The sequence below is a fragment of the Streptomyces sp. NPDC058145 genome, assembly GCF_042884245.1.
In the GTDB taxonomy this organism is placed as follows: Bacteria; Actinomycetota; Actinomycetes; order Streptomycetales; family Streptomycetaceae; genus Streptomyces.
On the sequence record NZ_JBHVUH010000003.1, the window covers coordinates 576,686 to 601,900 of the forward strand.

General features: G+C 72.9%; 23 protein-coding genes and 5 pseudogenes. 14 read left to right on the forward strand and 14 right to left on the reverse strand.

The annotated features are described in order from the left end of the window. Positions 1-91: 91 nt before the first annotated feature. The 3 genes from ACFVVO_RS09540 to ACFVVO_RS09550 all read right to left on the reverse strand — a co-directional run bounded on the left by ACFVVO_RS09540 (position 92) and on the right by ACFVVO_RS09550 (position 2,131). Positions 92-718 (reverse strand): YigZ family protein, encoded by a 627-nt coding sequence (locus tag ACFVVO_RS09540; RefSeq protein WP_390053241.1) that lies wholly within the window; start codon positions 716-718, stop codon positions 92-94. A 61-nt stretch (positions 719-779) separates the two neighbouring features. Continuing rightward, positions 780-1,331: a SixA phosphatase family protein gene (locus ACFVVO_RS09545; RefSeq protein ID WP_390053242.1), complete on the reverse strand. Its 552-nt coding sequence runs from the start codon at positions 1,329-1,331 to the stop codon at positions 780-782. Beyond that, positions 1,328-2,131, reverse strand: a complete 804-nt coding sequence (locus ACFVVO_RS09550; RefSeq protein ID WP_390053244.1) for a hypothetical protein — start codon at positions 2,129-2,131, stop codon at positions 1,328-1,330. Before ACFVVO_RS09550 ends, ACFVVO_RS09545 begins: the two co-directional genes overlap by 4 nt. 143 nt (positions 2,132-2,274) lie before the next feature. Between ACFVVO_RS09550 and ACFVVO_RS09555 the strand changes: the two genes are divergently transcribed. The 3 genes and pseudogenes from ACFVVO_RS09555 (at position 2,275) to ACFVVO_RS09565 (ending at position 5,821) form a co-directional block, all read left to right on the forward strand. Further along, the gene (locus ACFVVO_RS09555; protein WP_390053246.1) at positions 2,275-2,682 is read left to right on the forward strand and encodes a CoA-binding protein; all 408 of its coding nucleotides are present in this window, start codon (positions 2,275-2,277) and stop codon (positions 2,680-2,682) included. Between the two features lie 202 nt (positions 2,683-2,884). Beyond that, positions 2,885-4,522 (forward strand): APC family permease, encoded by a 1,638-nt coding sequence (locus tag ACFVVO_RS09560; protein ID WP_390053247.1) that lies wholly within the window; start codon positions 2,885-2,887, stop codon positions 4,520-4,522. Between the two features lie 64 nt (positions 4,523-4,586). Next, a pseudogene (locus tag ACFVVO_RS09565) lies at positions 4,587-5,821 on the forward strand (4-hydroxybenzoate 3-monooxygenase). 58 nt (positions 5,822-5,879) lie between these two features. Here ACFVVO_RS09565 and ACFVVO_RS09570 read toward each other — a convergent pair. The 3 genes from ACFVVO_RS09570 to ACFVVO_RS09580 form a co-directional block, all read right to left on the reverse strand. Next, positions 5,880-6,437, reverse strand: a complete 558-nt coding sequence (locus ACFVVO_RS09570; protein ID WP_390053248.1) for a YbaK/EbsC family protein — start codon at positions 6,435-6,437, stop codon at positions 5,880-5,882. Between the two features lie 43 nt (positions 6,438-6,480). Then, positions 6,481-7,053, reverse strand: coding sequence for a helix-turn-helix domain-containing protein (locus tag ACFVVO_RS09575; protein ID WP_390053249.1), 573 nt, complete (start codon positions 7,051-7,053; stop codon positions 6,481-6,483). A 64-nt stretch (positions 7,054-7,117) separates the two neighbouring features. Beyond that, a complete protein-coding gene (locus ACFVVO_RS09580; RefSeq protein ID WP_390053250.1) occupies positions 7,118-7,882 on the reverse strand; it encodes an acyltransferase in 765 nt (254 codons plus the stop codon). Between the two features lie 108 nt (positions 7,883-7,990). Between ACFVVO_RS09580 and ACFVVO_RS09585 the strand changes: the two genes are divergently transcribed. Further along, on the forward strand, positions 7,991-8,518 hold the full coding sequence (locus ACFVVO_RS09585; RefSeq protein ID WP_358930231.1) for a gamma carbonic anhydrase family protein: 528 nt from the start codon (positions 7,991-7,993) through the stop codon (positions 8,516-8,518). 13 nt (positions 8,519-8,531) lie between these two features. Here the strand turns inward: ACFVVO_RS09585 and ACFVVO_RS09590 are convergent, their stop codons facing one another. Continuing rightward, positions 8,532-9,176, reverse strand: a complete 645-nt coding sequence (locus ACFVVO_RS09590; protein ID WP_390053251.1) for a DedA family protein — start codon at positions 9,174-9,176, stop codon at positions 8,532-8,534. Positions 9,177-9,415: 239 nt separating this feature from the next. On the opposite strand from ACFVVO_RS09590, the gene ACFVVO_RS09595 reads away from it, so the two are divergent. After that, positions 9,416-10,450: a YbhN family protein gene (locus ACFVVO_RS09595; RefSeq protein ID WP_390053252.1), complete on the forward strand. Its 1,035-nt coding sequence runs from the start codon at positions 9,416-9,418 to the stop codon at positions 10,448-10,450. Here ACFVVO_RS09595 and ACFVVO_RS09600 read toward each other — a convergent pair. Beyond that, positions 10,369-11,706 (reverse strand): hydrolase, encoded by a 1,338-nt coding sequence (locus ACFVVO_RS09600; RefSeq protein ID WP_390053253.1) that lies wholly within the window; start codon positions 11,704-11,706, stop codon positions 10,369-10,371. The two genes, ACFVVO_RS09595 and ACFVVO_RS09600, sit on opposite strands and share 82 nt — an antisense overlap. A 319-nt stretch (positions 11,707-12,025) precedes the next feature. Between ACFVVO_RS09600 and ACFVVO_RS09605 the strand changes: the two are divergent. Then, positions 12,026-12,647: pseudogene (locus ACFVVO_RS09605) on the forward strand (UTP--glucose-1-phosphate uridylyltransferase); the annotation flags it as partial. Between the two features lie 109 nt (positions 12,648-12,756). Here ACFVVO_RS09605 and ACFVVO_RS09610 read toward each other — a convergent pair. Continuing rightward, complete coding sequence (locus ACFVVO_RS09610; protein WP_390053388.1) at positions 12,757-13,200, reverse strand: DUF4442 domain-containing protein; 444 nt, start codon at positions 13,198-13,200, stop codon at positions 12,757-12,759. Between the two features lie 85 nt (positions 13,201-13,285). Between ACFVVO_RS09610 and ACFVVO_RS09615 the strand changes: the two genes are divergently transcribed. The 4 genes and pseudogenes from ACFVVO_RS09615 to ACFVVO_RS09630 all read left to right on the forward strand — a co-directional run. Further along, positions 13,286-14,251 carry a hypothetical protein gene (locus ACFVVO_RS09615; protein ID WP_390053254.1) on the forward strand — a complete coding sequence of 322 codons (966 nt, stop codon included), beginning with the start codon at positions 13,286-13,288 and terminating at the stop codon, positions 14,249-14,251. A gap of 78 nt (positions 14,252-14,329) precedes the next feature. Continuing rightward, positions 14,330-15,346 (forward strand): hypothetical protein, encoded by a 1,017-nt coding sequence (locus ACFVVO_RS09620; RefSeq protein ID WP_390053256.1) that lies wholly within the window; start codon positions 14,330-14,332, stop codon positions 15,344-15,346. A gap of 822 nt (positions 15,347-16,168) precedes the next feature. Further along, positions 16,169-16,834, forward strand: a pseudogene (gene snpA, locus ACFVVO_RS09625) (snapalysin); the annotation flags it as partial. A 370-nt stretch (positions 16,835-17,204) separates the two neighbouring features. Further along, positions 17,205-17,507 (forward strand): annotated as a pseudogene (locus ACFVVO_RS09630) (MFS transporter); the annotation flags it as partial. Here the strand turns inward: ACFVVO_RS09630 and ACFVVO_RS09635 are convergent. From ACFVVO_RS09635 to ACFVVO_RS09645, 3 genes are all read right to left on the reverse strand, one after another. After that, positions 17,469-18,314 (reverse strand): spermidine synthase, encoded by an 846-nt coding sequence (locus tag ACFVVO_RS09635; RefSeq protein WP_390053257.1) that lies wholly within the window; start codon positions 18,312-18,314, stop codon positions 17,469-17,471. The pseudogene ACFVVO_RS09630 and the gene ACFVVO_RS09635 sit on opposite strands and share 39 nt — an antisense overlap. A gap of 101 nt (positions 18,315-18,415) precedes the next feature. Continuing rightward, positions 18,416-19,588: an elongation factor Tu gene (tuf, locus tag ACFVVO_RS09640; protein ID WP_390053259.1), complete on the reverse strand. Its 1,173-nt coding sequence runs from the start codon at positions 19,586-19,588 to the stop codon at positions 18,416-18,418. Between the two features lie 322 nt (positions 19,589-19,910). After that, positions 19,911-20,633: a DNA alkylation repair protein gene (locus tag ACFVVO_RS09645; protein WP_390053260.1), complete on the reverse strand. Its 723-nt coding sequence runs from the start codon at positions 20,631-20,633 to the stop codon at positions 19,911-19,913. 162 nt (positions 20,634-20,795) lie between these two features. Here ACFVVO_RS09645 and ACFVVO_RS09650 point away from each other — a divergent pair, with 162 nt between their 5' ends. After that, entirely contained in the window at positions 20,796-21,581 is a 786-nt protein-coding gene (locus ACFVVO_RS09650; protein WP_390053262.1) for a TVP38/TMEM64 family protein, read from the forward strand. 22 nt (positions 21,582-21,603) lie between these two features. On the opposite strand, the gene ACFVVO_RS09655 is transcribed toward ACFVVO_RS09650, so the two are convergent. After that, entirely contained in the window at positions 21,604-22,773 is a 1,170-nt protein-coding gene (locus tag ACFVVO_RS09655; RefSeq protein ID WP_390053264.1) for a thiolase family protein, read from the reverse strand. 118 nt (positions 22,774-22,891) lie between these two features. On the opposite strand from ACFVVO_RS09655, the gene ACFVVO_RS09660 reads away from it, so the two are divergent. Next, a complete protein-coding gene (locus ACFVVO_RS09660; protein WP_390053266.1) occupies positions 22,892-23,362 on the forward strand; it encodes a winged helix-turn-helix transcriptional regulator in 471 nt (156 codons plus the stop codon). Positions 23,363-23,474: 112 nt separating this feature from the next. Here the strand turns inward: ACFVVO_RS09660 and ACFVVO_RS09665 are convergent. Further along, a pseudogene (locus ACFVVO_RS09665) lies at positions 23,475-24,008 on the reverse strand (DUF6807 family protein); the annotation flags it as partial. Between the two features lie 67 nt (positions 24,009-24,075). Here ACFVVO_RS09665 and ACFVVO_RS09670 point away from each other — a divergent pair. Both ACFVVO_RS09670 and ACFVVO_RS09675 read left to right on the forward strand, forming a co-directional pair. Beyond that, positions 24,076-24,951 carry an undecaprenyl-diphosphate phosphatase gene (locus ACFVVO_RS09670; protein ID WP_390053267.1) on the forward strand — a complete coding sequence of 292 codons (876 nt, stop codon included), beginning with the start codon at positions 24,076-24,078 and terminating at the stop codon, positions 24,949-24,951. Between the two features lie 83 nt (positions 24,952-25,034). After that, the gene (locus tag ACFVVO_RS09675; RefSeq protein WP_358929948.1) at positions 25,035-25,214 is read left to right on the forward strand and encodes a hypothetical protein; all 180 of its coding nucleotides are present in this window, start codon (positions 25,035-25,037) and stop codon (positions 25,212-25,214) included. Position 25,215: the final 1 nt, after the last annotated feature.

Below are 25,215 nucleotides of genomic sequence, written 5' to 3' on the forward strand. Positions count from 1 at the left end.
GGTTACTCCCGTATCAGCCCGTCATGACCCGCCCCACCCGCGGGGGTTATGTCCGATTGTGGGCGAACTTCCGTTATGGGGGCGGTGAACGTCACGCGTCCCCGTAGGCCTCCCCGCCCAGTTCGAGATCGGCCGTGCCCGCCGTCGCGTCGGCCAGCCAGTCGCGGAACGCGTCGACATCGGCGTCCGGCAGACCGATCTCGATGGCGACGGCCTCGCCGTAGCGGACGTCCCGGACCTCGCGTCCGGTGGCGCGCAGGTCGTTCTGGACCTTGCCGGCACGCTGGTGGTCGACGGTCACCGTGGCGAGCCGGAACCGGCGCCGGGTGATCGTGCCGAGCGCGTCCAGGGCCTCGCCGACGGAGCCGCCGTAGGCGCGGATGAGACCGCCGGCGCCGAGCTTGACGCCGCCGTAGTAGCGGGTGACGACGGCGACCACGTACCGCATGTCGCGGCGCAGCAGCATCTGCAGCATCGGGACGCCGGCCGTGCCGCCCGGTTCGCCGTCGTCGCCGGCCTTCTGGACGGCCGCGTCGGCGCCGATGACGTAAGCCCAGCAGTTGTGCGAGGCGTCGGCGTGCTCCTTGCGGACGGCCGCGAGGAACTCCCGGGCCTCCTGCTCGGTGGCCGCCGGGGCGAGGGCGCACAGGAAGCGGGAGCGGTTGATCTCGGTCTCGTGCACGCCCGCGCGGGCGACTGTGCGGTACTCGTCCTGCATCCCGCCAGCCTATGCGAGCACCGCTCGGCCCCTGCCCGCCGTGCGGACCGCGCGCTCCGGGTCACCGCTTCCTCCCCTTCTTTCCGCGCGGCACGGTGAACGACGTCAGCAGGGCCGCGCCCGGGACGAGGGCCGGCCAGCCGGTGCCGCGCCAGGCCAGCACGGCGAGCGCGGAGGTCGGGAACTTCGCGCGCACCTGCTCGAGGGTGTCGTCCAGACCGTCCCCGGCCAGTTCGAGGACCAGTTCCTCCAGCCCCGGGTTGTGCCCGACCAGCAGCAGGGTCTCCACCTCGCGCGGCGTCTCGTGCACGGCCTCCATCAGGTCCGGTACCGCGGCCCCGTACAGCCTCGGGTCGTAGCGGACCGGAGGCGGGGTGCCCCACTGGGCGGAGGCCAGCTCCCAGGTGCGGCGGGCGCGTACGGCGGTGGAGCACAGGGCGAGGTCGGGCAGGCAGTCGGCCTCGGCGAGCGCGCGGCCGGCGGCCGGGGCGTCCCGCAGCCCGCGCGGTGCCAGCGGACGCCGGTGGTCCGCGACCTTCTCCGGCCAGGCCGACTTGGCGTGCCGCAGCACGACCAGCCGCCGCAGCGGGCCCGCGCCCGCCCGCTCGATCACCCGAGGCTCCCGATGTCCCGCGGGAGGTCGAGGGCGAGCAGGCGGTCGGCGTACGCGTACGTCTCGAAGCGGGCCCCGTCCGGGATGTCCGGGGCGCGCTCCACGTCGCGCAGCACGTCCAGCACACCGGGGAGGTCGAGATCGTCCTCCCAGGCGGCCCGCAACCGCGTCCGCACGTCCTCCGGCACCGGCCGCGAGGGCTGCCGCGCCCACCCGGCCACGGCCCGCCGCCACCGGGCGAGCGTGCGCGCGGCCTCACCCAGCCGTTCGGCGTCCAGCGACGCGGGCGCGTCGCGCGGCACGGAGAGCAGGGCCAGGCGGAGGGCGCCGGAGTCGGCGTCGGCGTCGGCGTCGGCGGGGAGGAGGGCACGCAGCGCCGCGTCGGAGGCGGGGGCATCGGGCGGCGTTGTCGTGGCCCGCCCCGGCGGCTCCCCCGCCCAGGTCACCGGAGCGACGGCCACCACCGTTCCCCCGCCCGGCGCCGCGTCCCGCTCCCCCGTCACGTGCAGGACCTGGGCCTCCCCCAGGCCCGACGCGAGGTCGCGGCCGTCCTCGAAGGGGCGGATGGACAGGGTGGTTGCGGCCGCGCGGAGTTCGGCGAGCCGGTGGGGTGCGGTGAGGATGGTCCAGACGGGCGTGCCGCCGAGTTCCAGCGCCCGGACGAGGACATCGGCGGTGAGCAGGACCCGCAGGGCGGTCAGGTCCAGGCCGGAGGCGTAGGCCTCGATCCGGGTCAGACCGCGGCGGGCGGGCGCGGCGGAGACGGACTCACCGGTTCGGGCGTCGAGGATGCGCAGCACGGCCCGAGCGTAGGCGCGACGGCGGCCGTACGCGGGCACCTTGCGCCGAATCCGCGCACCGTGGCGGGGAACCGGGGGGAATCAGCACCCGGTGGGTGCTGTTGCCCCGACGACAGTTCCCCCCGCAGCCCGAGGAGGCGGCCGTGTACGGCGACGAAGCGACGATCCGCAGGATCCTGACCGAGCTGGGAGACACCTGGGCCGTGGTCGGCCTGTCCGCGAACCAGCGGCGGGCCGCCTACGGGGTGGCCCAGGTGCTGCAGCGGTTCGGCAAGCGGATCGTGCCGGTGCATCCGAAGGCGGAGACGGTGCACGGCGAGCCGGGCTACGCCTCCCTCGCGGAGATCCCCTTCGAGGTCGACGTCGTGGACGTGTTCGTCAACAGCGAGCTGGCCGGCGCGGTCGCCGACGAGGCGGTGAAGAAGGGCGCGAAGGCGGTGTGGTTCCAGCTCGGCGTCGTCGACGAGGACGCCGGGGGGCGGGTCCGGGCCGCGGGGCTGGACATGGTAATGGACCGCTGCCCGGCGATCGAAATTCCTCGCCTGCATTGAGCTGTCTCACTTTCTTCTCACAATTCCCCGCTGAATATTGACATTCCACCTGGGCCTTGACCTGTGGGAAGACTGTTGCCAAGACAGTCAAGATCCCGGGTCAAGTTTTGGGAAACAGCCTTTTGCGGGGGCGGAACCCGTTCCTAGCCTGTGGCCTCCTTGCTCGTTATTTCCACGTTCACGATCTGAGAGGCCACCAGACATGGTGAAAGTCGACCATGCCGTGCCACAGGCCACGACGGAGTCCGGCGGTCTGCGCCGGGACGTCGGGCTGATCGGACTGATGTGGGCCTCGGTGGGCTCCATCATCGGCTCCGGCTGGCTGTACGGAGCCGAGAAGGCGGTGGTCGTGGCCGGCCCCGCGGCGATCATCTCGTGGGTGATCGGCGCGGTCGGCATCGTCCTGCTGGCGCTCGTGCACGCCGAACTCGGCGGCATGTTCCCGGTCGCCGGCGGCACCGCCCGCTACCCGCACTACGCCTTCGGCGGCCTGGCCGGCATGTCCTTCGGCTGGTTCGCCTGGCTGCAGGCGGCCACCGTGGCCCCGATCGAGGTCGAGGCCATGATCGGTTACGCCGGCCACTGGGGCTGGGCCCAGGGCCTGCAGCACGCCGACGGCACGCTGACGACCGGCGGCCTCGTCACCGCCGTCGTCCTCATGGCCGTCTTCGTCGGCGTCAACTTCTTCGGCGTCCGGGCCCTGGCCCACACCAACAGCGCCGCGACCTGGTGGAAGATCGCGGTCCCGCTCGGGGCGATCTTCATCATCGCCGTGGGCAACTTCCACCCCGGCAACTTCACCTCGGAGGGTTTCGCGCCCTTCGGCGCGAAGGGCGTGCTCGGCGCGATCAGCTCCAGCGGCATCATCTTCGCGCTGCTCGGCTTCGAGCAGGCGATCCAGCTCGCGGGTGAGAGCCGCAACCCCAAGCGCGACCTGCCGCGGGCGACCCTCGGCTCGGTGGCGATCGGTGCCGTGATCTACATCCTGCTGCAGGTCGTGTTCATCGGCGCGCTGCCGCACACCTCCTTCGCGCACGGCTGGGCCAAGCTGGACTTCGCCGGCATCAGCGGCCCGTGGGCGGGGCTGGCGACCCTGGTGGGCCTGGGCTGGCTGGGCTGGGTGCTCTACGTCGACGCGATCATCTCCCCCGGTGGCACCGGCCTGATCTACACGACCGCCACCTCGCGCGTCTCCTACGGCCTGGCCAAGAACGGCTACGCGCCGAAGGCGTTCGCGAAGACCGACGCGCGCGGCGTGCCGTGGTTCGGCCTCATCATGTCCTTCGTGACCGGCGTGGTCTGCTTCCTGCCGTTCCCGAGCTGGCAGGAGCTGGTCGGCTTCATCACCTCAGCGAGCGTGCTGATGTACGCGGGCGCGCCCCTGGCGTACGGCGTCTTCGCCGACCGGCTGCCGCACCACGAGCGCCCCTACCGGCTGCCCTTCGGCAAGGTGATCTCGCCACTGTCGTTCGTGGTCGCCAACCTCATCATCTACTGGGCCGGCTGGGACACCCTGTGGCGGCTGGGCTTCGCGATCCTGCTCGGCTACGTCCTGCTCGGCTCCTACGCCTGGTACGCCATCCGCAAGAACCTGCCCGACGCGCCCCGGCTGGACTTCAAGGCCGCGCAGTGGCTCCCCGGCTACCTGCTGGGCCTGGGCGCGATCTCCTGGCTGGGCGGCTTCGGCGGCCGTGGCTACATCGGCCTGTGGTGGGACATCGCGGTCGTGGCGGTCTTCTCGCTCGGCGTCTACTACTGGGCCAAGGCCACCGCGTCGAAGCCCGAGGCGATCGAGCTCAGCATCCAGGAGGTCGTGGTCACGGACGCCCCGGCGCACTGACCCCGGTGTCCCGCCGGCCGCGACAGCCACGCCGCGGCCGGCGGGACACCGTCATAATGCGGGGGTGACAGACCCTTCCCCCCACCTCAACTCCGGTGCCGATGACGGCCGTACGGAAAACCGTACGGTCGTCGTCGTGGGTGCCGGGCCCGCCGGGCTCACCGTCGCAGCCCTGCTGCGGGCCGCCTCCGTCGACTGCGTGGTCCTGGAGACCGAGAGCAGACAGTTCATCGAGACCCGGCCCCGGGCCGGCGTCCTCGAGGAGTGGGCGGTCCGCGAACTCCAGCGGCGGGGCCTGGCGGAACGCCTGCTGGAGCGCGCCGAGTCGCACGACGCCTGCGAGTTCCGCTTCGACGGCGAGCGGTACCGGTTCCCGTACGGCGACCTGACGGGCCATCACCACTACGTGTACCCGCAGCCGCTGCTGGTGACGGACCTGGTGCGGGAGTACGCCGATGTGCGCGGCGGTGACATCCGCTTCGGTGTGCGCGACGTACGGCTGCACGACCTGGACTCGGACCGGCCCGCGGTGTCGTACCAGTGCCCGCGACGGGTGAACGGCTGGTGCTGCGCTGCGACTTCGTCGCCGGCTGCGACGGTGCGCGCGGGGTGACGCGGGACGCGATACCGCCGGAGCGGGCCCGGATCGCCCGGCAGGACGACGGTATCGGCTGGCTGGCGCTGCTCGCCGAGACCCCGCCCTCCTCCGACTGCGTCGTGTTCGGCGTCCATCCGCGCGGTTTCGCCGGGCACATGCCCCGCAGCCCCGAGGTCACCCGCTACTACCTGCAGTGCCCGCCCGGGGACGATCCGGAGAACTGGCCGCACGACAGGGTCTGGGCCGAGCTGCGGACCCGGCTCGGCGCGGCCGGGGCGCCACCGCTCACCGAGGGGCGGCTGATCGAGAAGCGGGTGCTGGACATGCACCACTACGTCGTCGAACCCCTGGCCCACGGGCGGCTGTTGCTGGCCGGCGACGCCGGTCATCTCACGGCGCCGATCGCGGCGAAGGGCATGAACCTGGCCCTGCACGACGCGTTCCTGCTGGGCGACGCGCTCGCCGCGTACGTCACCCGGGGCGACGGGAGCGGCCTGGCGGGCTACTCGGCGGCGGCGCTGCGCAGGGTGTGGGACTACCAGGAGTTCTCGCAGTGGCTGTCGGACATCTACCACGGGGTGGCGTCCGGCGATCCGTTCCGGGCCGGCACCACACTGGCCCGGCTGCGGCGCCTGTTCGCCTCGCCGGCCGCCGCGGCGGCGTTCGCCGAGCAGTACCTGGGCTCGGCCAACGCGTTCTGAGCGCGGGGACGGGCGGTCACGGGCCCGCGTCCGGCGCCGGCCCGTGACCGCCCCTTTCTCAGGCGGTGCCGAGTCCTTCGAGCACCACCGCGCCGGGCAGTTCCGCGAGCGCCTTGCCCGGCACCAGCAGCTTGCCGCGCCGACGCCCGCTGCCCACCAGGACGTACGGCAGGTCGGCCACGGCCGCGTCGATCAGGACCGGCCAGCCGGCGGGCAGTCCGACCGGGGTGATGCCGCCGTACTCCATGCCGGTCTCGCCGGTCGCGGTGTCCGTCGAGGCGAAGGAGGCCTTGCGGGCGCCGAGCTGGCGGCGCACCACGCCGTTGACGTCGACCCGGGTGGTGGAGAGCACCAGGCACGCGGCGAGGGTGGTCTCACCGCCCCGCCTGCCCGCGACCACCACGCAGTTCGCCGACCGCTCCAGCAGGTCACGCCCGTAGTGCTCCACGAAGACGGCCGTGTCGGCCCAGCGCGGGTCGGTGTCCACCCAGACGATCCGGTCGGCGGGGACGCTGCCCCGCCAGTGGCGTACGGCGTCGGCGACGGGCGCCGTGAGCTCGTCCAGGCAGTCCGGGGCGGGAACGGCGGTCTCGAAGTCTCCGATGGGTGCGCGCATGGCCGCACGCTAACAAGCCGACCCCGGCCGGCGTACCGGCGTCTCAGTGAACGGGCGGCACCGAGACGGCCATCATCATCTCCATCGGCACGCCGCCCTGGTTGCCGTACAGGTGCGGCACATTGGCCTCGAAGGAGGCGCTCGCGCCGGCCGGGACGCGGTACTCCTCGCCGTCCAGGGTGAGCGTCAGCTCGCCAGCGGTGACATGGACCAGCTCCACGGTTCCGGCGGGGTGCGGTTCGGAGGGGCTGCTCTCGCCCGGCATCAGCCGCCAGTCCCAGATCTCCAGCGGCCCGGGCGCCTCGGTCCCGGCGAGCAGCCGGTTGTAGCTGCCGGCCTCGGTGTGCCACAGCCGTACCGCGCGCTCGGCGGGGACGATGCGGACCTTCGGGCCCCGCTCGTAGTCGAGGAGGGTGGTGACGCTCACCCCGAGCGCGTCGCCGATCTTGACGACGGTGCCGATGCTCGGGTTGGTGCGGGCCTGCTCGATCTGGATGAGCATGCCGCGGCTGACACCGGCCCGGGCGGCGAGGACGTCCAGCGTGAAGCCGCGCACGGCGCGCCAGTGCCGCACGTTGCGAGCCAGGGACTGGGTCAGGAGTTCGAGGTCCGACACGATCCGTCCAATGTCCGGGGTTCAGCAGACTGTACCGAGCAGTATCTCCCGGCGACGGGTCGCGTCAGCCCTCGGCCTCCAGTCGCGCCAGCTCCTCGACCCCTTCCTCGTCCAGGTCCGCGAGCGCGCGCAGTTGCTCCGGGGTGATCCCCTCCGCGGGCGGCACCGGGGCCGGGGTCCGCAGCGGCGGCTGCCAGCCCCCGTCGGGCGTCCAGCGCCGTACGACCCGGGCCGGCGCCCCCGCCACCACGGCGTGGTCGGGCACCGTGCCGCGCACCACCGCACCGGCCGCCACCACCACGTTCCGGCCGATCCGCGCACCGGGCAGGATCACCGCGCCGGTGCCGATCCAGCAGCCCGGGCCGATCTCCACCGGTTCCATGCGCGGCCACTGCCTGCCGATGGGCTCGTGCGGGTCGTCGTAGGAGTGATTGGTGGAGGTGACGTAGACGTACGGCCCGAAGTAGCAGTCGCTGCCGATGGTGACCGTCGTGTCGGCGATGACGTGGCTGCCGCGGCCGAGGACGACTCCGTCGCCGATGCGCAGGATCGGGTCGGGACCGAGGTCGAGGTCCGGCATGAGGCCGGCGGTCAGCGTGACCTGCTCGGCGATGATGCAGTGCGAGCCGACGTGGATCCAGGGCTCGCCGAAGACGGTGCCGAGCGGGAAGGCGAGCCTGGTGGCCGGTCCCAGCGAGCCGAAGCGGAATCTCCCCGGGTGCTCCGCGCTGACGGATCCCGCGCGCTGCGCCCACGCCCAGGCCGCGTGGACGGCACGCTGGGCGAGGCCCCGCCGCCGGGATGAGAACGTGTTCCTGCGCTTCGGCACGGGCTCACGTTACTCAGCGGGGGCCCCGGGCGAGGGCGTGGGCCGCTGTGATCTTTGCCCCAGTCCTGACGTACCGTGCGCAGTACTTCGGCAGACGAGGAGACGGTGATGACGCACAAGGCGCTGATCGTGGGCATCGCAGGGAAGGAACCGCAGGTCGACGCGGAGGCGTTCGTGGCGCCCACCGCCTCGGTGATCGGGGACGTCACGCTGCGCGCGGGGGCCAGTGTCTGGTACGGCGCCGTGGTGCGCGGGGACGTCGAGCGGATCACCGTGGGCGCCGACGCCAATGTGCAGGACAACGTCACGCTGCACGCCGACCCCGGCTTCCCGGTGACCGTCGGGGAGCGCGTCTCCATCGGGCACAACGCGGTGGTGCACGGGGCGACCGTGGAGGACGACTGCCTGGTCGGGATGGGGGCGACGGTGCTGAACGGGGCGGTGATCGGGGCGGGTTCGCTGGTCGCCGCCCAGGCGCTGGTCCCGCAGGGGATGGTCGTGCCGCCGGGGTCACTGGTGGCGGGAGTGCCCGCCAAGGTGAGGCGGGAGCTGTCCGAGGAGGAACGGCAGGGGGTCACCCTCAACGGCACGCTGTACGCGGAGCTGGCGAAGACCCATCGCGGGGTGCACGAATAGGTCCCGGGACGGTTCAGTCCCCGGCGGGCACCGGCTCCGGCTCCCGCTGCCGCGCCTGGGCCTTCTTGGCGCGGCGCTTGATGACCAGCATCGACGCCAGCCCGATCAGGACCGCCGCGACCAGACCCAGGTACGAGAAGCGCTTCAGCCAGTCCTCGGCGACGACGCCCACGTAGTAGATGACGGCCGTGGTGCCGCCGGCCCAGCAGATGCCGCCGAGGACGTTGGCGATCAGGAACTTCCAGTACGGCATGTGGAGCACGCCCGCGAGCGGCCCGGCGAAGATGCGCAGCAGGGCGACGAAGCGGCCGAAGAACACGGCCCACATGCCCCACTTCTCGAAGGACCGCTCGGCGGTGGCGACATGGCCCTCGCCGAAGTGCTTCGGGAACTTTCTCCCCAGCCAGGCCAGCAGCGGGCGTCCGCCCTTGCGGCCGATCGCGTAGCCGATGGAGTCCCCGATGACGGCGCCGGCGGTCGCGCAGGCGCCAAGCACGACCGGGTTGATGCCCGTGTGCTGGGAGGACATCAGCGCCGCCGAGACCAGGACGATCTCGCCCGGCAGCGGGATGCCCAGGCTCTCCAGACCGATCACCAGGGCCACCACGGCGTAGACGGCGGCCGCGGGCACCGTGTCGAGCCATTCCTGGACGTGCACCGCCGGTTCCTCCCGAGTCGCTGTCCCTGTCCGTACGCGGGGCGTGGCTTGCGCAGCGCGCCCCATGGGAAGGCTACCTGGTCGGCGGTGAACGGCGGCCTGCGCGCGGGCCGTGCGGCACCGCCGCGCCCTCGCCCCGTCGCTTCCCGGCCACCCCGGTGTCACGCGGGAGGGAAAGGCTCCCCGAGGTTCCGCCGGTCCGCCTCCCCCTGGCCCCCGCCGCTCCCCCGCCGGGCCCGATGCGGAAGGACGTCGTCCCCGTGTCCTCACCGTCCCCGCTCCCGCCGCTCTCCCCGCCCTCCTGTCCCCCGCCGCGCCCTCCCGCGCGTCGCGCCACCCTGCCGGCCGCCCGGTCCGTCCGGCTCGCCCTGTGCCTGTCCCCCGTGCTGCTCGCCGGGTGCTGGGCGCTGGCCAACCGGCCGATGGCGTCCGAGGGGGCCGCCCGGCTGGCCGCGGCCGACCCGGGATGGCTGCTGGCCGGGGCCGGTCTCACCTGTCTCACCTGGGTGGCGGCCTCGTGCGTACGGCAGGGCGCACTGCCGGACCGGCTGCCACCGGGGCTCCTGCTGGCCTCGCAGTTCGCCGCCGGCGCGGCGAACCACGTGCTGCCCGGCGGCCTCGGCGCACACGCCGTCACGCTGCGCTTCCTGCGCACCCGGGGCGTGCCCCTGGACCGGGCGACCGCGTCGATCGGCCTGTACTCGCTGGCGCGGTCCGTGGCGAGGACGCTGGTGCTGCTGGCCTTCCTGGCCGCCTGCCCGGCCCGCCGCCGGCTCGGTGAGCTGGTCCCGGACGGGCCGGTGCCGGTTCCGGCCGCCGCGGCCGCGGGCGGCGCGCTCGCCGTCGCCGGAGTGCTGCTGACGGTCGTGCGGCCGGTGCGGCGGCCGGTGACGGGCCTGGTGCGCGCCGCCCTCGCCGACGTCCGGGCGGTGCACGGCCGGCCCTGCCGGGTGCTCGCCCTGTGGGGCGGGTCGGCGGCGATGCCGCTGGTCCAGGCCGGCACGCTGGTCTGCGTCGGGACCTCGCTGGGACTGGGGCTGCCCTGGGAGCAGGTGGTGCTCGCCCATCTCGCGGCGGGCACCGCCGTGGGGGCCGTGCCGGCGCCGGGAGGTCTGGCGGTGGACGCGGCCCTGGTCTGGACGCTGGTGTCGTTCGGCGCGGTGCCAGCGGTGGCCGCCGCGACCGTGATCGGCTACCGGGTGCTGACCGACTGGCTGCCGCTGCTGCCGGGCGCCCTGACGCTGTCGGCACTGATCCGCGCGAAGGCGCTGTGAGCGCGGCACCGGCACGTCGCGAGCACGATGGTTCCGGGCCGTTCCCGTACGCCGGCACCCCCCTGGACGCCGGCCCCGCGCACCTCCGGGCACGACCCGGTGGGACGGTCGCGCAGCCTGCCGTAGGCGCTCCGGAGCGACTCGCCGGCCGGGGACACGTTCGAGGGAACGGCGCGTGGCCGTGTGCCGGTGGCGGCCGGGCCCTCCAGGCGGCCGGCGGGGGCGCCCAGGGTGGCCGCGGGGTGTGGGACACCGTTGTCGTCGGGCCGGCCCATGGCCACGAGGACGGTGGCGAGCAGCCCCAGCGAGGCGAGGCCGACGCCGACCGCGAGGGTGGTGCGGCGTCCGCCCGGCGGTGCGGTGCCGTGCCGGCCGATCGTTGCCGCCGGGCGCCGCGCGTGGGCCCGGGGCTCCTCGCGGGCGGCTCGGCCGGGGCGGGAGTCGAGGTAGCGCCGGGCGCCCCAGCCGAGCACGCTCTCGGCGATCAGGACGCCGAGTCCGCCCTCGAAACGGCTCAGTTGCTCGGCGGCGTGCCGGCAGTGGGAGCAGGCCGTGAGATGCCGTCGTACGTCCGGGAGCCGGGCTCCGCCCTCGCGAATGGGATCGTCCAGCAGGCGGTTGTAGAAACGGCATTCCGCGGAGGGCGCGAGTTCACGGTGGGCTCGTAGACAGCCCGCCCGGAATTCCGCCCGGGCCCGCCGCAGCGCGATCGCGGCGGTGGCCGTGTCCACGCCCAGCAGACCAGCGGGTATGTTTATGGATTCCGCCTCGACCTCGGTATGCCACAGAAGGCATTGGGAAGCGGCGGGAAGGGTCTGGAAAGCGCGTTCCGCGAGCCGACGCCTTTCGGGCGTGCGGGGCGCCGTCGCGCGCAGACCGCGGCCGCCGGTGGGCTTGCGCAGTTCCGGCAGGACGACGCACGCCGCCTCGTCGGCGGCCCAGGCGCGGACGGTGTCCCGGACGGCCGCCAGCAGTCGCGGGCGCAGGGCGCCGCCGGCCGCTCCGCTCGCGGGCCGGCCGAGGACCTGCTGGAAGGCGGCGGAGGTCACCAGCCGCGCCGACGGGCCGGCGGCGGCCAGGCAGACGACGGCGTAGTCGAAGGTGGCCCGCCAGTGCCGCGCCAGCAGCAGGGCCACGGCATCGTGACGGCCGGCCGGGGGACCGCCCAGCCGGGCGGCGAGGGTGTGGTCGGACTCCCCGGACGGGGAACCGGGGCGGGACGGGAACGGCGGGTGCGGGGGGTGGGGGGACTGCACGGAACCCATTCCTTTCCAGCCGCGGGAGCGCGGCATACGGATTGGCGTCCTGTCGGAAAGCGGCACCGCATTGGTGCGTACCTGGAGGGTCCGGCCGCACATCCGGCTCCGGCCTTCACCCCTCGAGGGAGGGCTCACCTTGGCACAATCGCGTCTCAGGAAACAAGCAGTTCGAATGGGCCCGGCGGCAACATCGGGGAAATGGACAATAGTTACCGACGGTATCCACAGACAGGGCGAAGCCCGGGTCGCACAACGGTCAACTTCTTTGCGTCAAAGGCCCGATGGCACACGGAATCTCCAACTTCCCGTCGACCGGGACGCCGTCCGCGATCCCGCGCGGCTCGCGGACATCCACCACATCCGGCAGGGCGACCCGCTCGGTCTCGGCAACGCGGTGCTGCGCGCCCGCCATCACGTCGGGAACCAGCCCTTCGCCGTCCTGCTCGGGGACGATCCGATCGACCCGCGCGAGACACTGCTCAGCCGGATGCCGGACGTCCGCGGCCGGTACGCGGGCAGTGTGGTGGCGCTGATGGAGGTCGACCCGGCGCAGATCCACCTCTCCGGCTGCGCGGCGGTCGAGGAGTCCGTGAGGACGGTGTCGTGCGCGCCACCGGCCTGGTCGAGAAGCCGTCGCGCGAGCAGGCGCCGAGCCGGTAAGCGGTCATCGGCCGCTACGTCGTCGACCCGGCCGTCCTCGGTGTCCTGGAGCGCACCCGGCCCGGCCGCGGCGAGATCCAGCCGACCGCCGCCCTGCCGGAGCCGGCCGCGGCCGGCACGGTGCGCGCAGTCGTCTTCGACGGCCAGCGCTACGACACCGGCGTGACAAGGCCGACCATCTGCGTTCGGTGATCCGCCCGGCCTGCGCCCGCCCGGACCTCGGTCCCGGATTCCGTTCCTGGCTCAGGGAGTTCATGGCGGCACCGGAGGACGGCTCGGACCACGGAGCCGTCCGGGCCGGCGGGCGGACTGAGACGGCGCGGGGGGAGCGGGGTTCGGACGGACCGGGCCACGGCCGGCGTCCAGGGCCCCTCCCCCGAGTCCGGGTCAGCCCTGCTGGTTGGGGCGCAGGGTCCACACGACCTGCATCTCGCCGGTCACGGCCCCGTCCGCGCGCCGGATCTCGATCGTCACCGGGAACTCGGGCCGCTTGCCCGCGTCCAGTTCGGCCACGACCTCGGCGGCCGGGCGGCCCAGGGTCGCGGTCGCCGTGACGGCGCCCATCGCCAGCTTCTTGTAGGCGATCTCGGCCCGGACGGCGAGCGGCACGGCGCGCGAGAGCTGGTCGCCGAACGCGGCGAGCACGATGGCGCCGCTGGCCGACTCCCCGAGCGTGAACATCGCGCCGGCGTGCGGCCCGCCCACGTGGTTGTGGTAGTCGCCCTGGTCCGGCAGGGACACCACGGCTCGTTCCGGAGAGGTCTCCTGGAACTGGAGGTTCAACGTCCGGGCCATCGGCACGGTGGCGGCGAGCATCTCGCCGATCGACATCTGGTCTGCGCTCATGCGGGCATGTTACTCACGAGTAGCAGGGCTGGCCAGTGCCGTGGTGATCACCGCTGTATCGTTGCGGCCCATGTGGCCAGGGGAACAGCCGCCAGGAAGCGGCCAGCAGAACAACCCGTACCACCAGCCGGGATACCAGCAGTACCCGCAGGCGAACCCCTACGGGCAGCAGCCGCAGTGGGGACAGCCCGGGTCCGCCGGCACACCCGAGCCGCAGCCCCCGCACGGCGGTGGCGGTGGCGGTGGCGGCCGGACGAAACTGATCGCGATCGTCGCGGCCACCGCCGTCGTCGTCGCGGCCGGCGTGACCGGATTCCTGCTGCTCGGCGGCAAGAAGGACGACGAGGCCCGCCCCGGTCCGACCGCCTCCTCGGCCTCTCCCACGGCCTCCGCCTCCGCCTCTCCCTCCGGGGAGGACGACCCGCGCTCGGCCGGCAGCGCCGAGAAGCCGACCGTCGCCGGCTGGAAGGTCGTGGTGAACCCGGACACGGGCGTCGCCTTCGACGTTCCCCCCGAGTGGCAGGTGCGGGCCAAGACCTGGGTCACCTACGTCACCGACGACTCCGACCCCGACGAGAAGGTGCTGGCCGGCATGAAGGCCCCCGCCGTGCTCAAGGAGAAGTGGTGCGGTTCGGACGACGACAAGGACGGCCGGACCGACTACGACCCGCTGGCCAACGTCGGCACGCGCGGCAACAAGGACGCCACGGACACCGCGAAGATGGCCCGCGAGGAGTCCGCCAATTGGGTCTACGGCTGGTACACCCAGCCGGACCACAAGACGGTGAAGACCGGCCCGGTCACCTCGTACACCACCGCGTCCGGCGTCACGGGCAGCGTCGCCACCTCGCGCTCATCCGGGGTGCCGAAGCACGGCAGGTGCGACTACGACGGCAAGGCGACCACGTTCGCCTTCAAGGACGCGGACGGCGCCTTCCTGGCGTGGTCCTTCGTCGGTGCCGCCGGCGTCTCGGAGGAGGTCCCGGACACGGCCGTGCGCAAGATCATGGCGACGGTCCGGCTCTACAAGAAGTAGTGGCAGCACGGTTTCGGTACGTCCCTGACAAGGGCCGGTGACAGAATCGTTTCCGTCGGCCCACTAGGGTTGCTGGCCATGTGGCCAGGAGAGCAGCCGCCCGGGGGCGCGCAGAACCCGCAGAACAACCCGTATCAGCAGCCGGGTTACCAGCAGCCGAATCCGTACCAGCAGCCCGGCTACCAGCAGTACCCGCAGGCGAACCCGTACGGGCAGCAGCCGCAGTGGGGACAGCCCGGGCCCGCCGGCACACCCCAGCCGCAGCCCCCGCAGGGCGGTGGCGGTGGCGGCCGGACGAAACTGATCGCGATCGTCGCGGCCACCGCCGTCGTCGTCGCGGCCGGCGTGACCGGGTACCTGGTCCTCGGGGGTTCGAAGGACGACGAGGCCGGCAACGGCAAGGGCAAGCAGAAGACCAGCCAGTCACCGACCCCCGAGCCGTCGGCGTCCTCGTCCGCGCCGGAGGACAACCCGCGCGGCGACGCGACCGAGAAGCCCACGGTCGCGGGGTGGAAGGTCGTCGTCAATCCGAAGTTCGGCACGGCGTTCGACGTCCCGGCGGAGTGGGAGCTCGAGTCCACGGACGTCTCCTTCTTCATGGAGGACCACGCCGACGACGACAAGCTGATCACCTCCGTGTCCGCTCCGGCCTCGTACAAGTCGAAGTGGTGCACGACCGACAGCGACAAGGACGGCAAGACCGAGGACTCCGCGCTGGCGGTCGCCGGCACCCGCGGTGAGAGCGGCGCGAAGAGCCCGGACCAGGCCGCGGTCACCCGGGTGCCCTGGTACGTCTACGGCGGCTACACCCAGCCGGACAAGAAGAGCATCACCTACGACAAGAAGGCCACGCCGTACAAGACCGCGTCGGGCGTCGCGGGCGCCTACGCGTGGGCCCGCTCCGGCAACAGCCCGCAGAAGGGCAAGTGCGCGAGCGACGGCAAGGCCCTGTCGTTCGCCTTCAAGAACTCGGCCGACGACATCGTCTCGTTCGACTTCTACGGCGCCAAGGGCGTGAACGGCGAGGTCGACACCAAGACGATCATGAAGATCCTCAGCACGGTGCGGCTGCACGGCGACCCGACGGAGAGCTGAGCGGCCGCCGGCCCCCGGGGCCGAACCCTGAGCTCTTTCCTGACGGATGCGTCCCCGCTGCCCGGCTGAGCACGACCACCAGCGGCAACTTTCTGGCGCCAGAGCCGCCACGGGTACCGCGGTGCAGGCGGGACCGGTGTCGAGCCAAGCGACCTGTTCGAGACAGACACGCACGTCGTTCGCGTGGCTGACGACAGCCCGACCCGCACAGTCCCGAAGCCACCGGGTGCGGGACGCGCTGTTGGAGGCGGGCGAGGAACCCACCGGCCCTTTCCCCGCGCTCGCCGGGCCCGGCCTCCGTCCCGATCGGGACTGAGCGGCGGCGGCTCAGCGGTGAGGATGCCGTCCAGCTCCGAGGGTGCCCTGGGGGGTGCGCCCCGGGGCCGGTGGGGCGCGAAAGAAGCGGAAGCTGCTGTTCTATGGCGTCGGTCACAGCGCCCCGCCGACCAACCGGCTCGCTTAGTAGACACAACATGGAAGACATCTAAGGATTTGTCCGTCTTAGCCCGGATGTGGATCCCGCCGCACGTCCTGGGATTCCCCCGGTCGGTCCGCACGCCCCGTTGCCCAGTGACGTAAGGCTTCTGACGCCGCGACAGCCCTTCCCTCGTGTCCGCCATGTACGGACCGAAGGCCCGTGCCTGCCCTGGCGAGGTCCGGGGACCTACGAGGCGACGTAGTGGCGAGGACCCTTTGCGCTCTTTGTCGAGCCGCTCTAAGAATGACGCCTCACAGGACGTCGTCGCAGTTCGGAACCGGTGGTCACACGCAGCCGACCGGGCACCGGGCGCTCGGCGTCACCAAGTGAGTAGGAGCCCCCACATGAAGTCGTCCCGAACGTCCGCGAGGCTCCTCGCCCTCGCTCTGGGTCTGGCCTCCAGCGCGCTGGGCGCGGCGGTGCCGGCCGGCGCCCAGACGGCCGACACCGCGTCCGCCGCCACCGGTACCTCCGTGGCGCGGTACTCCGGGTCGGTTGAGGAGGCCGCGAACAACAAGGCGTTCTTCGAGGCCGTGCTCAAATCCGTTACCGAGAAGCGTGCCGCCCAGCCGAACGCGCAGGCGGTGACCGTCTACTACGACGCCTCGCAGGCACCAAGCTTCCGTTCGCAGATAGCGAGCGCGGCCTCGATCTGGAACAGCTCCGAGTCCAACGTCAAGCTGCAGGAGGCGTCGAGCGGTGGTGCCGACTTCTCCTACCGCGAGGGCAACGACCCGCGCGGGTCCTACAGCTCCTCCAACAACCACGGAAGTGGCTACGTCTTCCTCGACTACACCCAGAACCAGCAGTACGACTCGGTCCGCGTCGTCACCCACGAGACCGGGCACGTGCTGGGCCTGACGGACGACTACGGCGGGCCGTGCAGCGAGCTGATGTCGGGAGGCACCGCCGGCCCGTCCTGCACCAATCGCTACCCGAACGTCACCGAGCGCTCCCGTGTCGACCAGCTGTGGGCCAACGGACTCGCGCAGGACCCGGGCAAGGCACGATCACCCGAAACCGCCGGCCCGCTCGCAGGCGGTGTCGCCGGTGGGGGCGAGGCACCGATCAGGGGCGATGCCCGGGCTCCCAGCACGCCCGCGATCACCGCGCCGGCACCCGCACCCGTCCTGATCCGTATCGGCTGATCCACGGCAACAGCAGATCACCCATCAGTACGCACGGCCCGGACACGTCCAAGGACCCTGCCACGACCGACAACGACCGTGACGTCCGAGTCACCTGACGCCCCCTCGTGCTGAACTGGGCACCCGTCTTGCGACCGGTGCACGCCACGCCGCCTCAGTCGTGACAGATGGAGACCTGGCTGTTCTGCACCCTGGACCCAGAACACAGCGGTCCTGACCAGACAGCTCCGTAGGCGTGTGCAGGCGGATGGCGCTGCACCAGGAGATCCCCGAGGACAACCTCTCCCGGGTCTCGGCGTACGACTGGTTCGGCTCGGTGTCCCTGGTGCCGCTGGCCACCGCACTGGCCGGCCCGGCGGAGGCCGCCTTCGGCCGGACGGCCTCGCTGTGGGGCTGCGCGGGCCTGGTCGTCGTGGTCACCGCTCTGGTCCTGCTGGTCCCGGACGTGCGCACGCTGACCCGGCGCACCACGCGGACGACCACGCCCCGGCTTCCCTCAGCCGATGCCGAAAGCCCCGTCGGGGGGCTCGGGTGAGGCGACGGCCTCGGCGTCCTGGACCGGCCGCGCGCCACCGGCGAAGTCCCGCAGCGCCGCCCCGTGTTCGACGCGGGCCGGGAACGCGTCGGCGGCGGCCCGCCGGGCCAGGCCGGCCGTGTCGACGGGCCGGTGCGAGGCCACGAGGACCGCGTTGCCGAACCGCCGCCCGCGCAGCACACCCGGCTCCGCGATCAGCGCGAGCTGCTCGAACACGGACGCGAACGTGGCCAGTTGGGACCGCAGGAAACCGAACGGCGCCCCGTCGGCCAGGTTGGCCAGATAGACCCCTCCCGCCCGCAGCACCCGCTCGGCCTCGCGCGCGTAGTCGAGCGAGGTGAGGTGGGCCGGGACCCGGGAGCCGCCGAAGACGTCGGCGACGATCACGTCGGCCGAGTCGTCCGGCGCGGCCTCGAGCCAGGCCCGCGCGTCGGCGGCGTGCAGCGTGACCCCCGAGCCCCCGGGCAGCGGCAACCGCTCGACGACCAGGTCCAGCAGCGCCCGGTCGGCCTCGACGACGTGCTGCCGGGAGCCGGGCCGGGTGGCGGCGAGGTAGCGGGGCAGCGTGAGCGCTCCCCCGCCGAGGTGCACCACGTCCAGCGGGCACCCGGGTCCGTCCACCAGGTCGAGGGCGAACCCGAGCCGCCGCGCGTACTCGAACTCCAGGTGGCCGGGCTCGTCGAGATCGACGTACGACTGCGGCGCCCCGTCCACGGTCAGCAGCCAGGCCCGCTCCCGGTCGACGTCGGGCATCAGCTTGGCGGTGCCGTGATCGACGGTCCGGGTCACGGGTATGGCTTCACTCACGCCACCATTGTCACCGGTACGGGGCGCCCCTGGACGCGAGGGGCCACGGGGCGCCGCGCGACCGGCCGCGACCGGTCCGCGGGCCCCGTGGCCCCCGGCTCCTACGGACCGACGGAGAGGATCGTCCCGGCGCCCACCGTCCGGCCACCCTCACGGATGGCGAACCCGAGCCCGGGCTCGAGCGGCACCTCCCGCCCCAGCTCCACGGTCATCTCGACCGTCTCGCCGGGCCGGGCGAGCGCCGTCTCTCCGAGGTCGACGTCCCCGACCACGTCCGCGGTGCGGATGTAGAACTGCGGCCGGTATCCCGTCGACAGCGCGGTCGTACGGCCGCCCTCCCGCGCCGAGAGCACGTACACCCTTGCCGTGAACCTGCGCGCGGGCACCACGCTTCCCGGCGCCGCCACGACATGCCCCCGCCGCACCGCGTCCCGGGGCACACCCCGCAGCAGCAGAGCCACGTTGTCCCCGGCCTGCGCCTCCCGCATCGGTTTGCCGAACGTCTCCAGCCCGGTGACCACGCTCTCCACGTCCGCGCCGAGCACCGCCACCCGGTCCCCCAGGCGGATCGTCCCGCGCTCCACGGCTCCCGTGACGACCGTGCCCCGTCCGGTGATGGTGAGCACGTTCTCCACCGGCAGCAGGAACGGCGCGTCGAGATAGCGCTCGGGCATCGGCACGTAGGTGTCCACCGCGTCGAGCAGCGCCTCGACGGACGCCGTCCAGCGCGGGTCGCCCTCCAGCGCCCGCAGTCCCGAGACCCGTACGACGGGTACCGCGTCACCCGGGTACCCCTGCGCGCTGAGCAGCTCGCGGACCTCCAGCTCGACCAGGTCGGTGAGTTCCTCGTCGCCGGCGTCGGCCTTGTTGAGGGCGACGACGATGTGGTCGACGCCCACCTGCCGGGCCAGCAGCACGTGTTCGGCGGTCTGCGGCATGATCCCGTCGAGCGCGGAGACGACGAGGATCGCCCCGTCGAGCTGCGCGGCGCCGGTGACCATGTTCTTGACGTAGTCGGCGTGGCCCGGCATGTCGACGTGGGCGTAGTGCCGGGTGTCGGTCTCATACTCGACGTGCGCGATGTTGATGGTGATGCCGCGGGCGGCCTCCTCCGGGGCGCGGTCGATGCGCTCGAAGGGGACGAACGTCCCGGTGCCGCGCTCGGCCAGGACCTTGGTGATGGCGGCGGTCAGGGTGGTCTTGCCGTGGTCGACGTGGCCCATCGTGCCGATGTTCAGGTGCGGCTTGGTGCGCACGTATGCCGTTTTGGACATGGCTGTACCTCGAAGCCTCTCAGCCGTAAAAGAGTTCGGGGACCCCGAGGAACTCGCCGACCCTCCCCCTGCGGGGTCCGCCGGTCGATCCGGAGAGGGTCAGCTTCGGGCGCCGTCGGCAGCGGCCACGAGGAAGGGGACGGCAGCCTTCGGCGCATCCGCGACGGCGGATGCTGCGAGGAGGAAGGCGTACCGGAACATGACGACGAGCATCGCCGACGGTTTGTCCGGCGTCGAATGGTTTTTCCGTGCCGTGCGGGCCGCGGCGCCGTCGGGGCCCGGTGCCCTTCAGGGTCCGGTCCTCTTCAGGGTCCGGTCCTCTTCAGGGCCCGATGTTCTTCAGGGCCTCACGGACCGTCAGCGGGGCGAACCGGCCCCGCTCCCGCGTCAGGAAGTCCCGTACCGCTTCGGGGTCGGTCTTGGCGTACTCGCGCAGCGCCCAGCCGATGGCCTTGCGGACGAAGAAGTCGGGGTGCCCGGACTGCAGCAGGCAGTGGGCGAACAGCCGGCCGGTGTCGGTGCGCTCCTTGTACCGGAGCTGGTGCAGCAGGGCCGTGCGCGCCACCCAGAGGTCGGCGTCGGCGATCCAGGCGTCCATGTCGGCGGTGAGCGCCGGGTCGGCCGCGACCAATGCGCCGACGAGGTGCGCGGCGAGCGCGTCGACGGTGTCCCACCACGGGACGGTGGTGACCAGGTGCCGGGCCACGGGCAGGAACGCGGAGGAGCAGCGGGCCGCGTGCCGGCGCAGGTAGTCCACCGCGAAGTAGTGGTACTCGCGCTCGGGCAGCCGCCAGCAGCGCAGGGCGATCGCGGCGCAGTCGGACTCCTCGGGGCGGGGGGTGCCGGCCAGGACGGTGCGGGACAGCGCGCGGCGGGCCGGGGTGGCGATGCCGAGGAAGGGCGCGACGTCCTTCATGTACGCCCGCATCGCCGCCGCCCGCTCCGGGTCGGCCGCGGCGGCGTAGGTGGCGGTCAGCCGCTCCAGCACGGCGTCGGCCAGGGCGCTGCGCGGCACGTGCGGCGGGGCGGGCGGGGCGGCGGTCATGGGCCGAACGATACGGCGGTCGCCGCGGCCTGGGCGGGGCGGTGGTGACGGCGGGCGGGGCTCGGCTCGCCGCACGTGAACGGGTTCCGCCACCGGGCTGTCCCTCCGCCGGTGAGACGGACCATACGGCGATCACATGGGTCCGTCGGTTAGGGTCGCCGGATGCTCGATGCCACCAACCGCTCTGGGGGCACCGCCACGGTCTCTCCCCGGGCCGCCGCCACGGAGCTCGCCGTCCCCGCGGTCGCAGCCGTACCGTCCCTGTCCCGCACGGGGTTCGCCGTCCGCTGCACACGCGCGGCGCTGTCGCCGTACGCCCGCCTGTCCCTGCTGCTCGTGCTGCTCGCGGGCGCCGCGGCGGGGGTGCTGGCGTTCGAGCCGCAGCGGCTGCTGACGCACGGCTGGCCGCCGCAGCTCGGCGGGGCCGCGGCGGCCGTGATGTTCGCGGCGGCGTACGGGCTGTGCACGGTGGCGTTCGTGCCGCGCCCGCTGCTGAACCTGGCGGCGGGTGCGCTGTTCGGCTCCGAGCTGGGTGGGGCGACGGCGCTGGCGGGCACGGTGCTCGGCGCCGGGCTGGCCTTCGGGCTCGGCCGGATGCTCGGGCAGGAGGCGCTGCGCCCGCTGCTGCGGGGGCGCTGGCTGAAGGCCGCCGACGGACAGCTCAGCCGGCACGGCTTCCGGTCCATGATGGTGGCCCGGCTCTTCCCGGGTGTGCCGTTCTGGGCGGCGAACTACTGTGCCGCCGTCTCCCGGATGGGCTGGCTGCCGTTCCTGCTGGCGACGGCGCTCGGCTCGATCCCGAACACCGCCGCCTACGCGGTGGCCGGCGCCCGTGCCTCGGCGCCGACCTCCCCGGCCTTCCTGATCGCGATGGCCTGCATCGCCGTACCGGCGCTGGTGGGCGCGGTGGTGGCCTGGCGCAAGCGCCACCAGCTGCGCGCCGGCTGACCCACCGCGGGGACCGGGTCCGTCAGACGCTCTCCAAAATCATGGCGTTGGCGAGTCCGCCCGCCTCGCACATGGTCTGCAGGGCGTAGCGGGCGCCGCGCTCGCGCATGGCGTGGACCAGTGTCGTGGTGAGCCGGGTGCCGCTCGCGCCGAGCGGATGGCCGAGGGCGATGGCACCGCCGTGCACGTTGACCCTGGCGAGATCGGCGCCCGTCTCCTGCTGCCAGGCCAGGACCACGCTGGAGAAGGCCTCGTTCACCTCGAAGAGGTCGATGTCGTCCAGGCCGAGCCCCGCGCGGCGCAGCACCTTCTCCGTCGCCGGGACGACTCCGGTGAGCATCAGCAGCGGGTCGGAGCCGGTGACGGCGAAGCTGTGGAGCCGGGCGAGCGGGCGCAGGCCGAGACGGGCGGCCGTCTCACCGGAGGTGATCAGCACGGCCGAGGCGCCGTCGTTGACGGGGCTCGCGTTGCCCGCGGTGACGTTCCACTCGATCTGCGGGAAGCGCTCGGCGAAGCCGGCGTCGTAGTAGGCGGGCTTCAGACCGGCGAGGATCTCCGGGCTGCTGCCGGGCCGTACGCACTCGTCGCGGGCGACGCCGTCCAGGGGTGCGACCTCGGCGTCGAACAGGCCGGCCTGCCACGCGGCGGCGGCCTTCCGGTGCGAGGAGACCGCGAACTCGTCCATCCGCGCGCGCGTGAGGGACCATTTGGCGGCGATGAGTTCGGCGCTGATGCCCTGCGGGACCAAACCCTCCGGGTAGCGCTCGGCGACACCCGGGCCGAACGGGTCCTTGCCGGCCGGCACGTTGGACCACATCGGCACCCGGCTCATCGACTCCACGCCGCAGGCGACGGCGAGGTCGTAGGCGCCCGAGATGACGCCCTGCGCGGCGAAGTGCACGGCCTGCTGGGAGGAGCCGCACTGGCGGTCCACCGTGGTCGCCGGGACCGCCTCGGGCAGGCCGGCCGCGAGGACGGCGTACCGCGTGGTGTTCATGGCCTGCTCGCCGACCTGGTCGACGGTGCCGCCGATGACGTCGTCGATCAGGGCCGGGTCGACGCCGGAACGCTCGACCAGGGTGCGCAGGGTGTGGGCGAGGAGCTGGACCGGGTGAACGTGGGCGAGGGAGCCGTTCGGCCTGCCCTTGCCGATGGGGGTGCGTACGGCTTCGACGATGACTGCGTCGCGCATGGTGCGGGCCTCCCGCGATGCCTGAGCGTTCGCACGCTCGGCTACTGGTGAGTAGGAATTTCCAACTCACCATAGCCTGGTGCGTTGGAAAATCAAACCCTCACTTAGACTGGCCCGCATGGCCGCCACGAAGGACCCGCGCCCCTGCTCCATCGCCGACGCCCTCGCGCTGGTCGGAGAGAAGTACTCGCTGCTCGTACTGCGGGAGGTGTGCCTGGGCAACGGCCGCTTCGACCAGCTCGTGCGCAACATCGGCGCGCCGCGCGACATCCTGGCCACCCGGCTGCGCCGGCTCGTGGACGCCGGGATCCTCACCAAGCGCGTGTACAGCGAGCGTCCGCAGCGCTTCGAGTACCGGCCGACCCAGGCGGGGCTGGAGCTGGAGCCGGTCCTCATGACCCTCAAGGAGTGGGGCGACCGCCATCTGCGCGGCGGCGTCGGCCTCCCCATGGTCATCGAGCACAGCTGCGGCGGCGAACTGGTCCCCCAGGTGACGTGCCGGGCCTGCGGGGCCCCGGTCCGGCACGAGGACCTGACGGCCCACCCGCAGTCCCCCGGCTGGACGGTCGCCGGACCGGCCACGGTGTGACGCACGGACCGGGCGGCGGTCGCGCGGGTCGCCTACTACCCCTGCCGGTACACGTCGAGCCGCCCGCACGAGACGGCGCCCCCGCCCGGCGGGCCGGTGGACTTCCCGGCGCTCACCACGGATGCGCCTCCAGGTACCGGGCCACGTCCTCCCGGCCCCAGGCGCCGTCGGCCACGACGACCCGGTAGCGGCGCCGCAGCGTGGCGCCGGGGACGAGTTCCAGCTCCTCGAAGAAGGCCCAGGACGGGGCGACCGCGGCGAACGGCTCGTCGCGGACGAACCAGTGGGCCGGATGGCCGCCCCGGGTGCCCGCGTGGTCGTTCTCGGGGGCGTGCGCGAAGACGAGGGTCGCGTGGCCGTCCCTGCCGTCGTGCTCCCCGGAGAAGGCGAGCCAGGGCGCCTGCATGCCCATCAGCTTTGGCCCCTCCGCCTCGGGCCCGATGGTCCTGCCGCCGCGAAACGCCCTCGGCCCGCGCCAGAACAGCCCGGTGTAGCTCGCGAGTTCGCGCCCGGCGGTGGTCGGGCTGCCGAGGCGCAGCGGCTCGGCACGCCGGTTGGTGACGGCGCTCGTCCAGGTCAGCGCCCAGGTACCCGCCCCGGGGTCGACGTCGTGGACCTCGATCCGGCGCTCCTCCGCCGCCCACACGCCCGCTACGCTGCCCCCGTCACATGATCACCACGTATCCCCCTCAACACTTGGACGCCTCACCTCCATGTCTTGGTTTGAATCCCTCGTCCTCGGACTCGTCCAGGGGCTGACCGAGTTCCTCCCCGTCTCCTCCAGCGCGCACCTGCGGCTGACCGCGGCCTTCTCGGGCTGGGAGGACCCTGGGGCGGCCTTCACGGCGATCACCCAGATCGGCACGGAGGCGGCGGTACTGATCTACTTCCGCAAGGACATCGGCCGGATCGTCTCCGCCTGGTTCCGGTCCCTGTCCGACAAGGCGATGCGACACGACCACGACGCCCAGATGGGCTGGCTGGTGATCGTCGGCTCGATCCCGATCGGTCTGCTGGGCGTGACGCTGAAGGACCAGATCGAGGGCCCGTTCCGCGATCTGCGGATCACCGCGACGATGCTCATAGTCGTCGGCGTGGTCATAGGCATAGCCGACCGGCTGGCGGCCCGCGACGAGCGGGGCGGCCGGCACCGGGCGCCCAAGCAGCGCAAGACCCTGGAGAACCTGGGCGTCAAGGACGGCCTGATCTTCGGCCTCTGCCAGGCCTGCGCCCTCATCCCCGGCGTCTCCCGCTCCGGCGCCACCATCAGCGGCGGCCTGTTCATGGGCTACCGGCGTGAGGCCGCGGCCCGTTACTCCTTCCTGCTGGCCATCCCGGCGGTGCTGGCGTCCGGCGTGTTCGAGGTGAAGGACTCGGTGGGCGGCGGTGAGGTGGCCTGGGGCCCCACCCTGTTCGCGACGGTGATCGCCTTCGCGTCGGGATACGCGGTGATCGCCTGGTTCATGAAGTGGATTTCCAGCAAGAGCTTCATGCCGTTCGTCTGGTACCGGATCGCCCTCGGCATCGTCATCATCGCGCTGGTGACGACGGGCGTACTGAGCCCGCACGCGGCCGAATCCGCGAGCTGAGCACACCGGGCACCGGCCAACCTCCGCGGCTCGAGTAGCCGATCGGTAGCGCAGCGTCAGTGTTTGCCCCTAGGCTGGGCCGCATGTCCCCCGATTTCATGCCCCGTGGTTCCGTGCGCTCCGCCGCCGAGCTGAACGAGCGGATCCGGGCGCTCTGGCTGCGCGCGGGTGGCACCCTGTCGCCCCAGGAACGCGCGGAGTACGAGCTGTTGGTGGTCGAGTGGGCCCAGGCCGTCCGCGGCCGCGTCATCGAGGCGGCCTGAG

Coding starts and splice junctions, on each gene's coding strand:
- ACFVVO_RS09595 (WP_390053252.1), top strand. CDS start 9,416: ATGCGGAAGGACGTCGTCCCCGTGTCCTCACCGTCCCCGCTCCCGCCG.
- ACFVVO_RS09620 (WP_390053256.1), top strand. CDS start 14,330: ATGTGGCCAGGAGAGCAGCCGCCCGGGGGCGCGCAGAACCCGCAGAAC.
- ACFVVO_RS09660 (WP_390053266.1), top strand. CDS start 22,892: ATGGCCGCCACGAAGGACCCGCGCCCCTGCTCCATCGCCGACGCCCTC.
- ACFVVO_RS09650 (WP_390053262.1), top strand. CDS start 20,796: ATGCTCGATGCCACCAACCGCTCTGGGGGCACCGCCACGGTCTCTCCC.
- ACFVVO_RS09610 (WP_390053388.1), bottom strand. CDS start 13,200: ATGTCGATCGGCGAGATGCTCGCCGCCACCGTGCCGATGGCCCGGACG.
- ACFVVO_RS09670 (WP_390053267.1), top strand. CDS start 24,076: ATGTCTTGGTTTGAATCCCTCGTCCTCGGACTCGTCCAGGGGCTGACC.
- ACFVVO_RS09570 (WP_390053248.1), bottom strand. CDS start 6,437: ATGCGCGCACCCATCGGAGACTTCGAGACCGCCGTTCCCGCCCCGGAC.
- ACFVVO_RS09540 (WP_390053241.1), bottom strand. CDS start 718: ATGCAGGACGAGTACCGCACAGTCGCCCGCGCGGGCGTGCACGAGACC.
- ACFVVO_RS09585 (WP_358930231.1), top strand. CDS start 7,991: ATGACGCACAAGGCGCTGATCGTGGGCATCGCAGGGAAGGAACCGCAG.
- ACFVVO_RS09655 (WP_390053264.1), bottom strand. CDS start 22,773: ATGCGCGACGCAGTCATCGTCGAAGCCGTACGCACCCCCATCGGCAAG.
- ACFVVO_RS09675 (WP_358929948.1), top strand. CDS start 25,035: ATGTCCCCCGATTTCATGCCCCGTGGTTCCGTGCGCTCCGCCGCCGAG.
- tuf (WP_390053259.1), bottom strand. CDS start 19,588: ATGTCCAAAACGGCATACGTGCGCACCAAGCCGCACCTGAACATCGGC.
- ACFVVO_RS09615 (WP_390053254.1), top strand. CDS start 13,286: ATGTGGCCAGGGGAACAGCCGCCAGGAAGCGGCCAGCAGAACAACCCG.
- ACFVVO_RS09645 (WP_390053260.1), bottom strand. CDS start 20,633: ATGACCGCCGCCCCGCCCGCCCCGCCGCACGTGCCGCGCAGCGCCCTG.
- ACFVVO_RS09560 (WP_390053247.1), top strand. CDS start 2,885: ATGGTGAAAGTCGACCATGCCGTGCCACAGGCCACGACGGAGTCCGGC.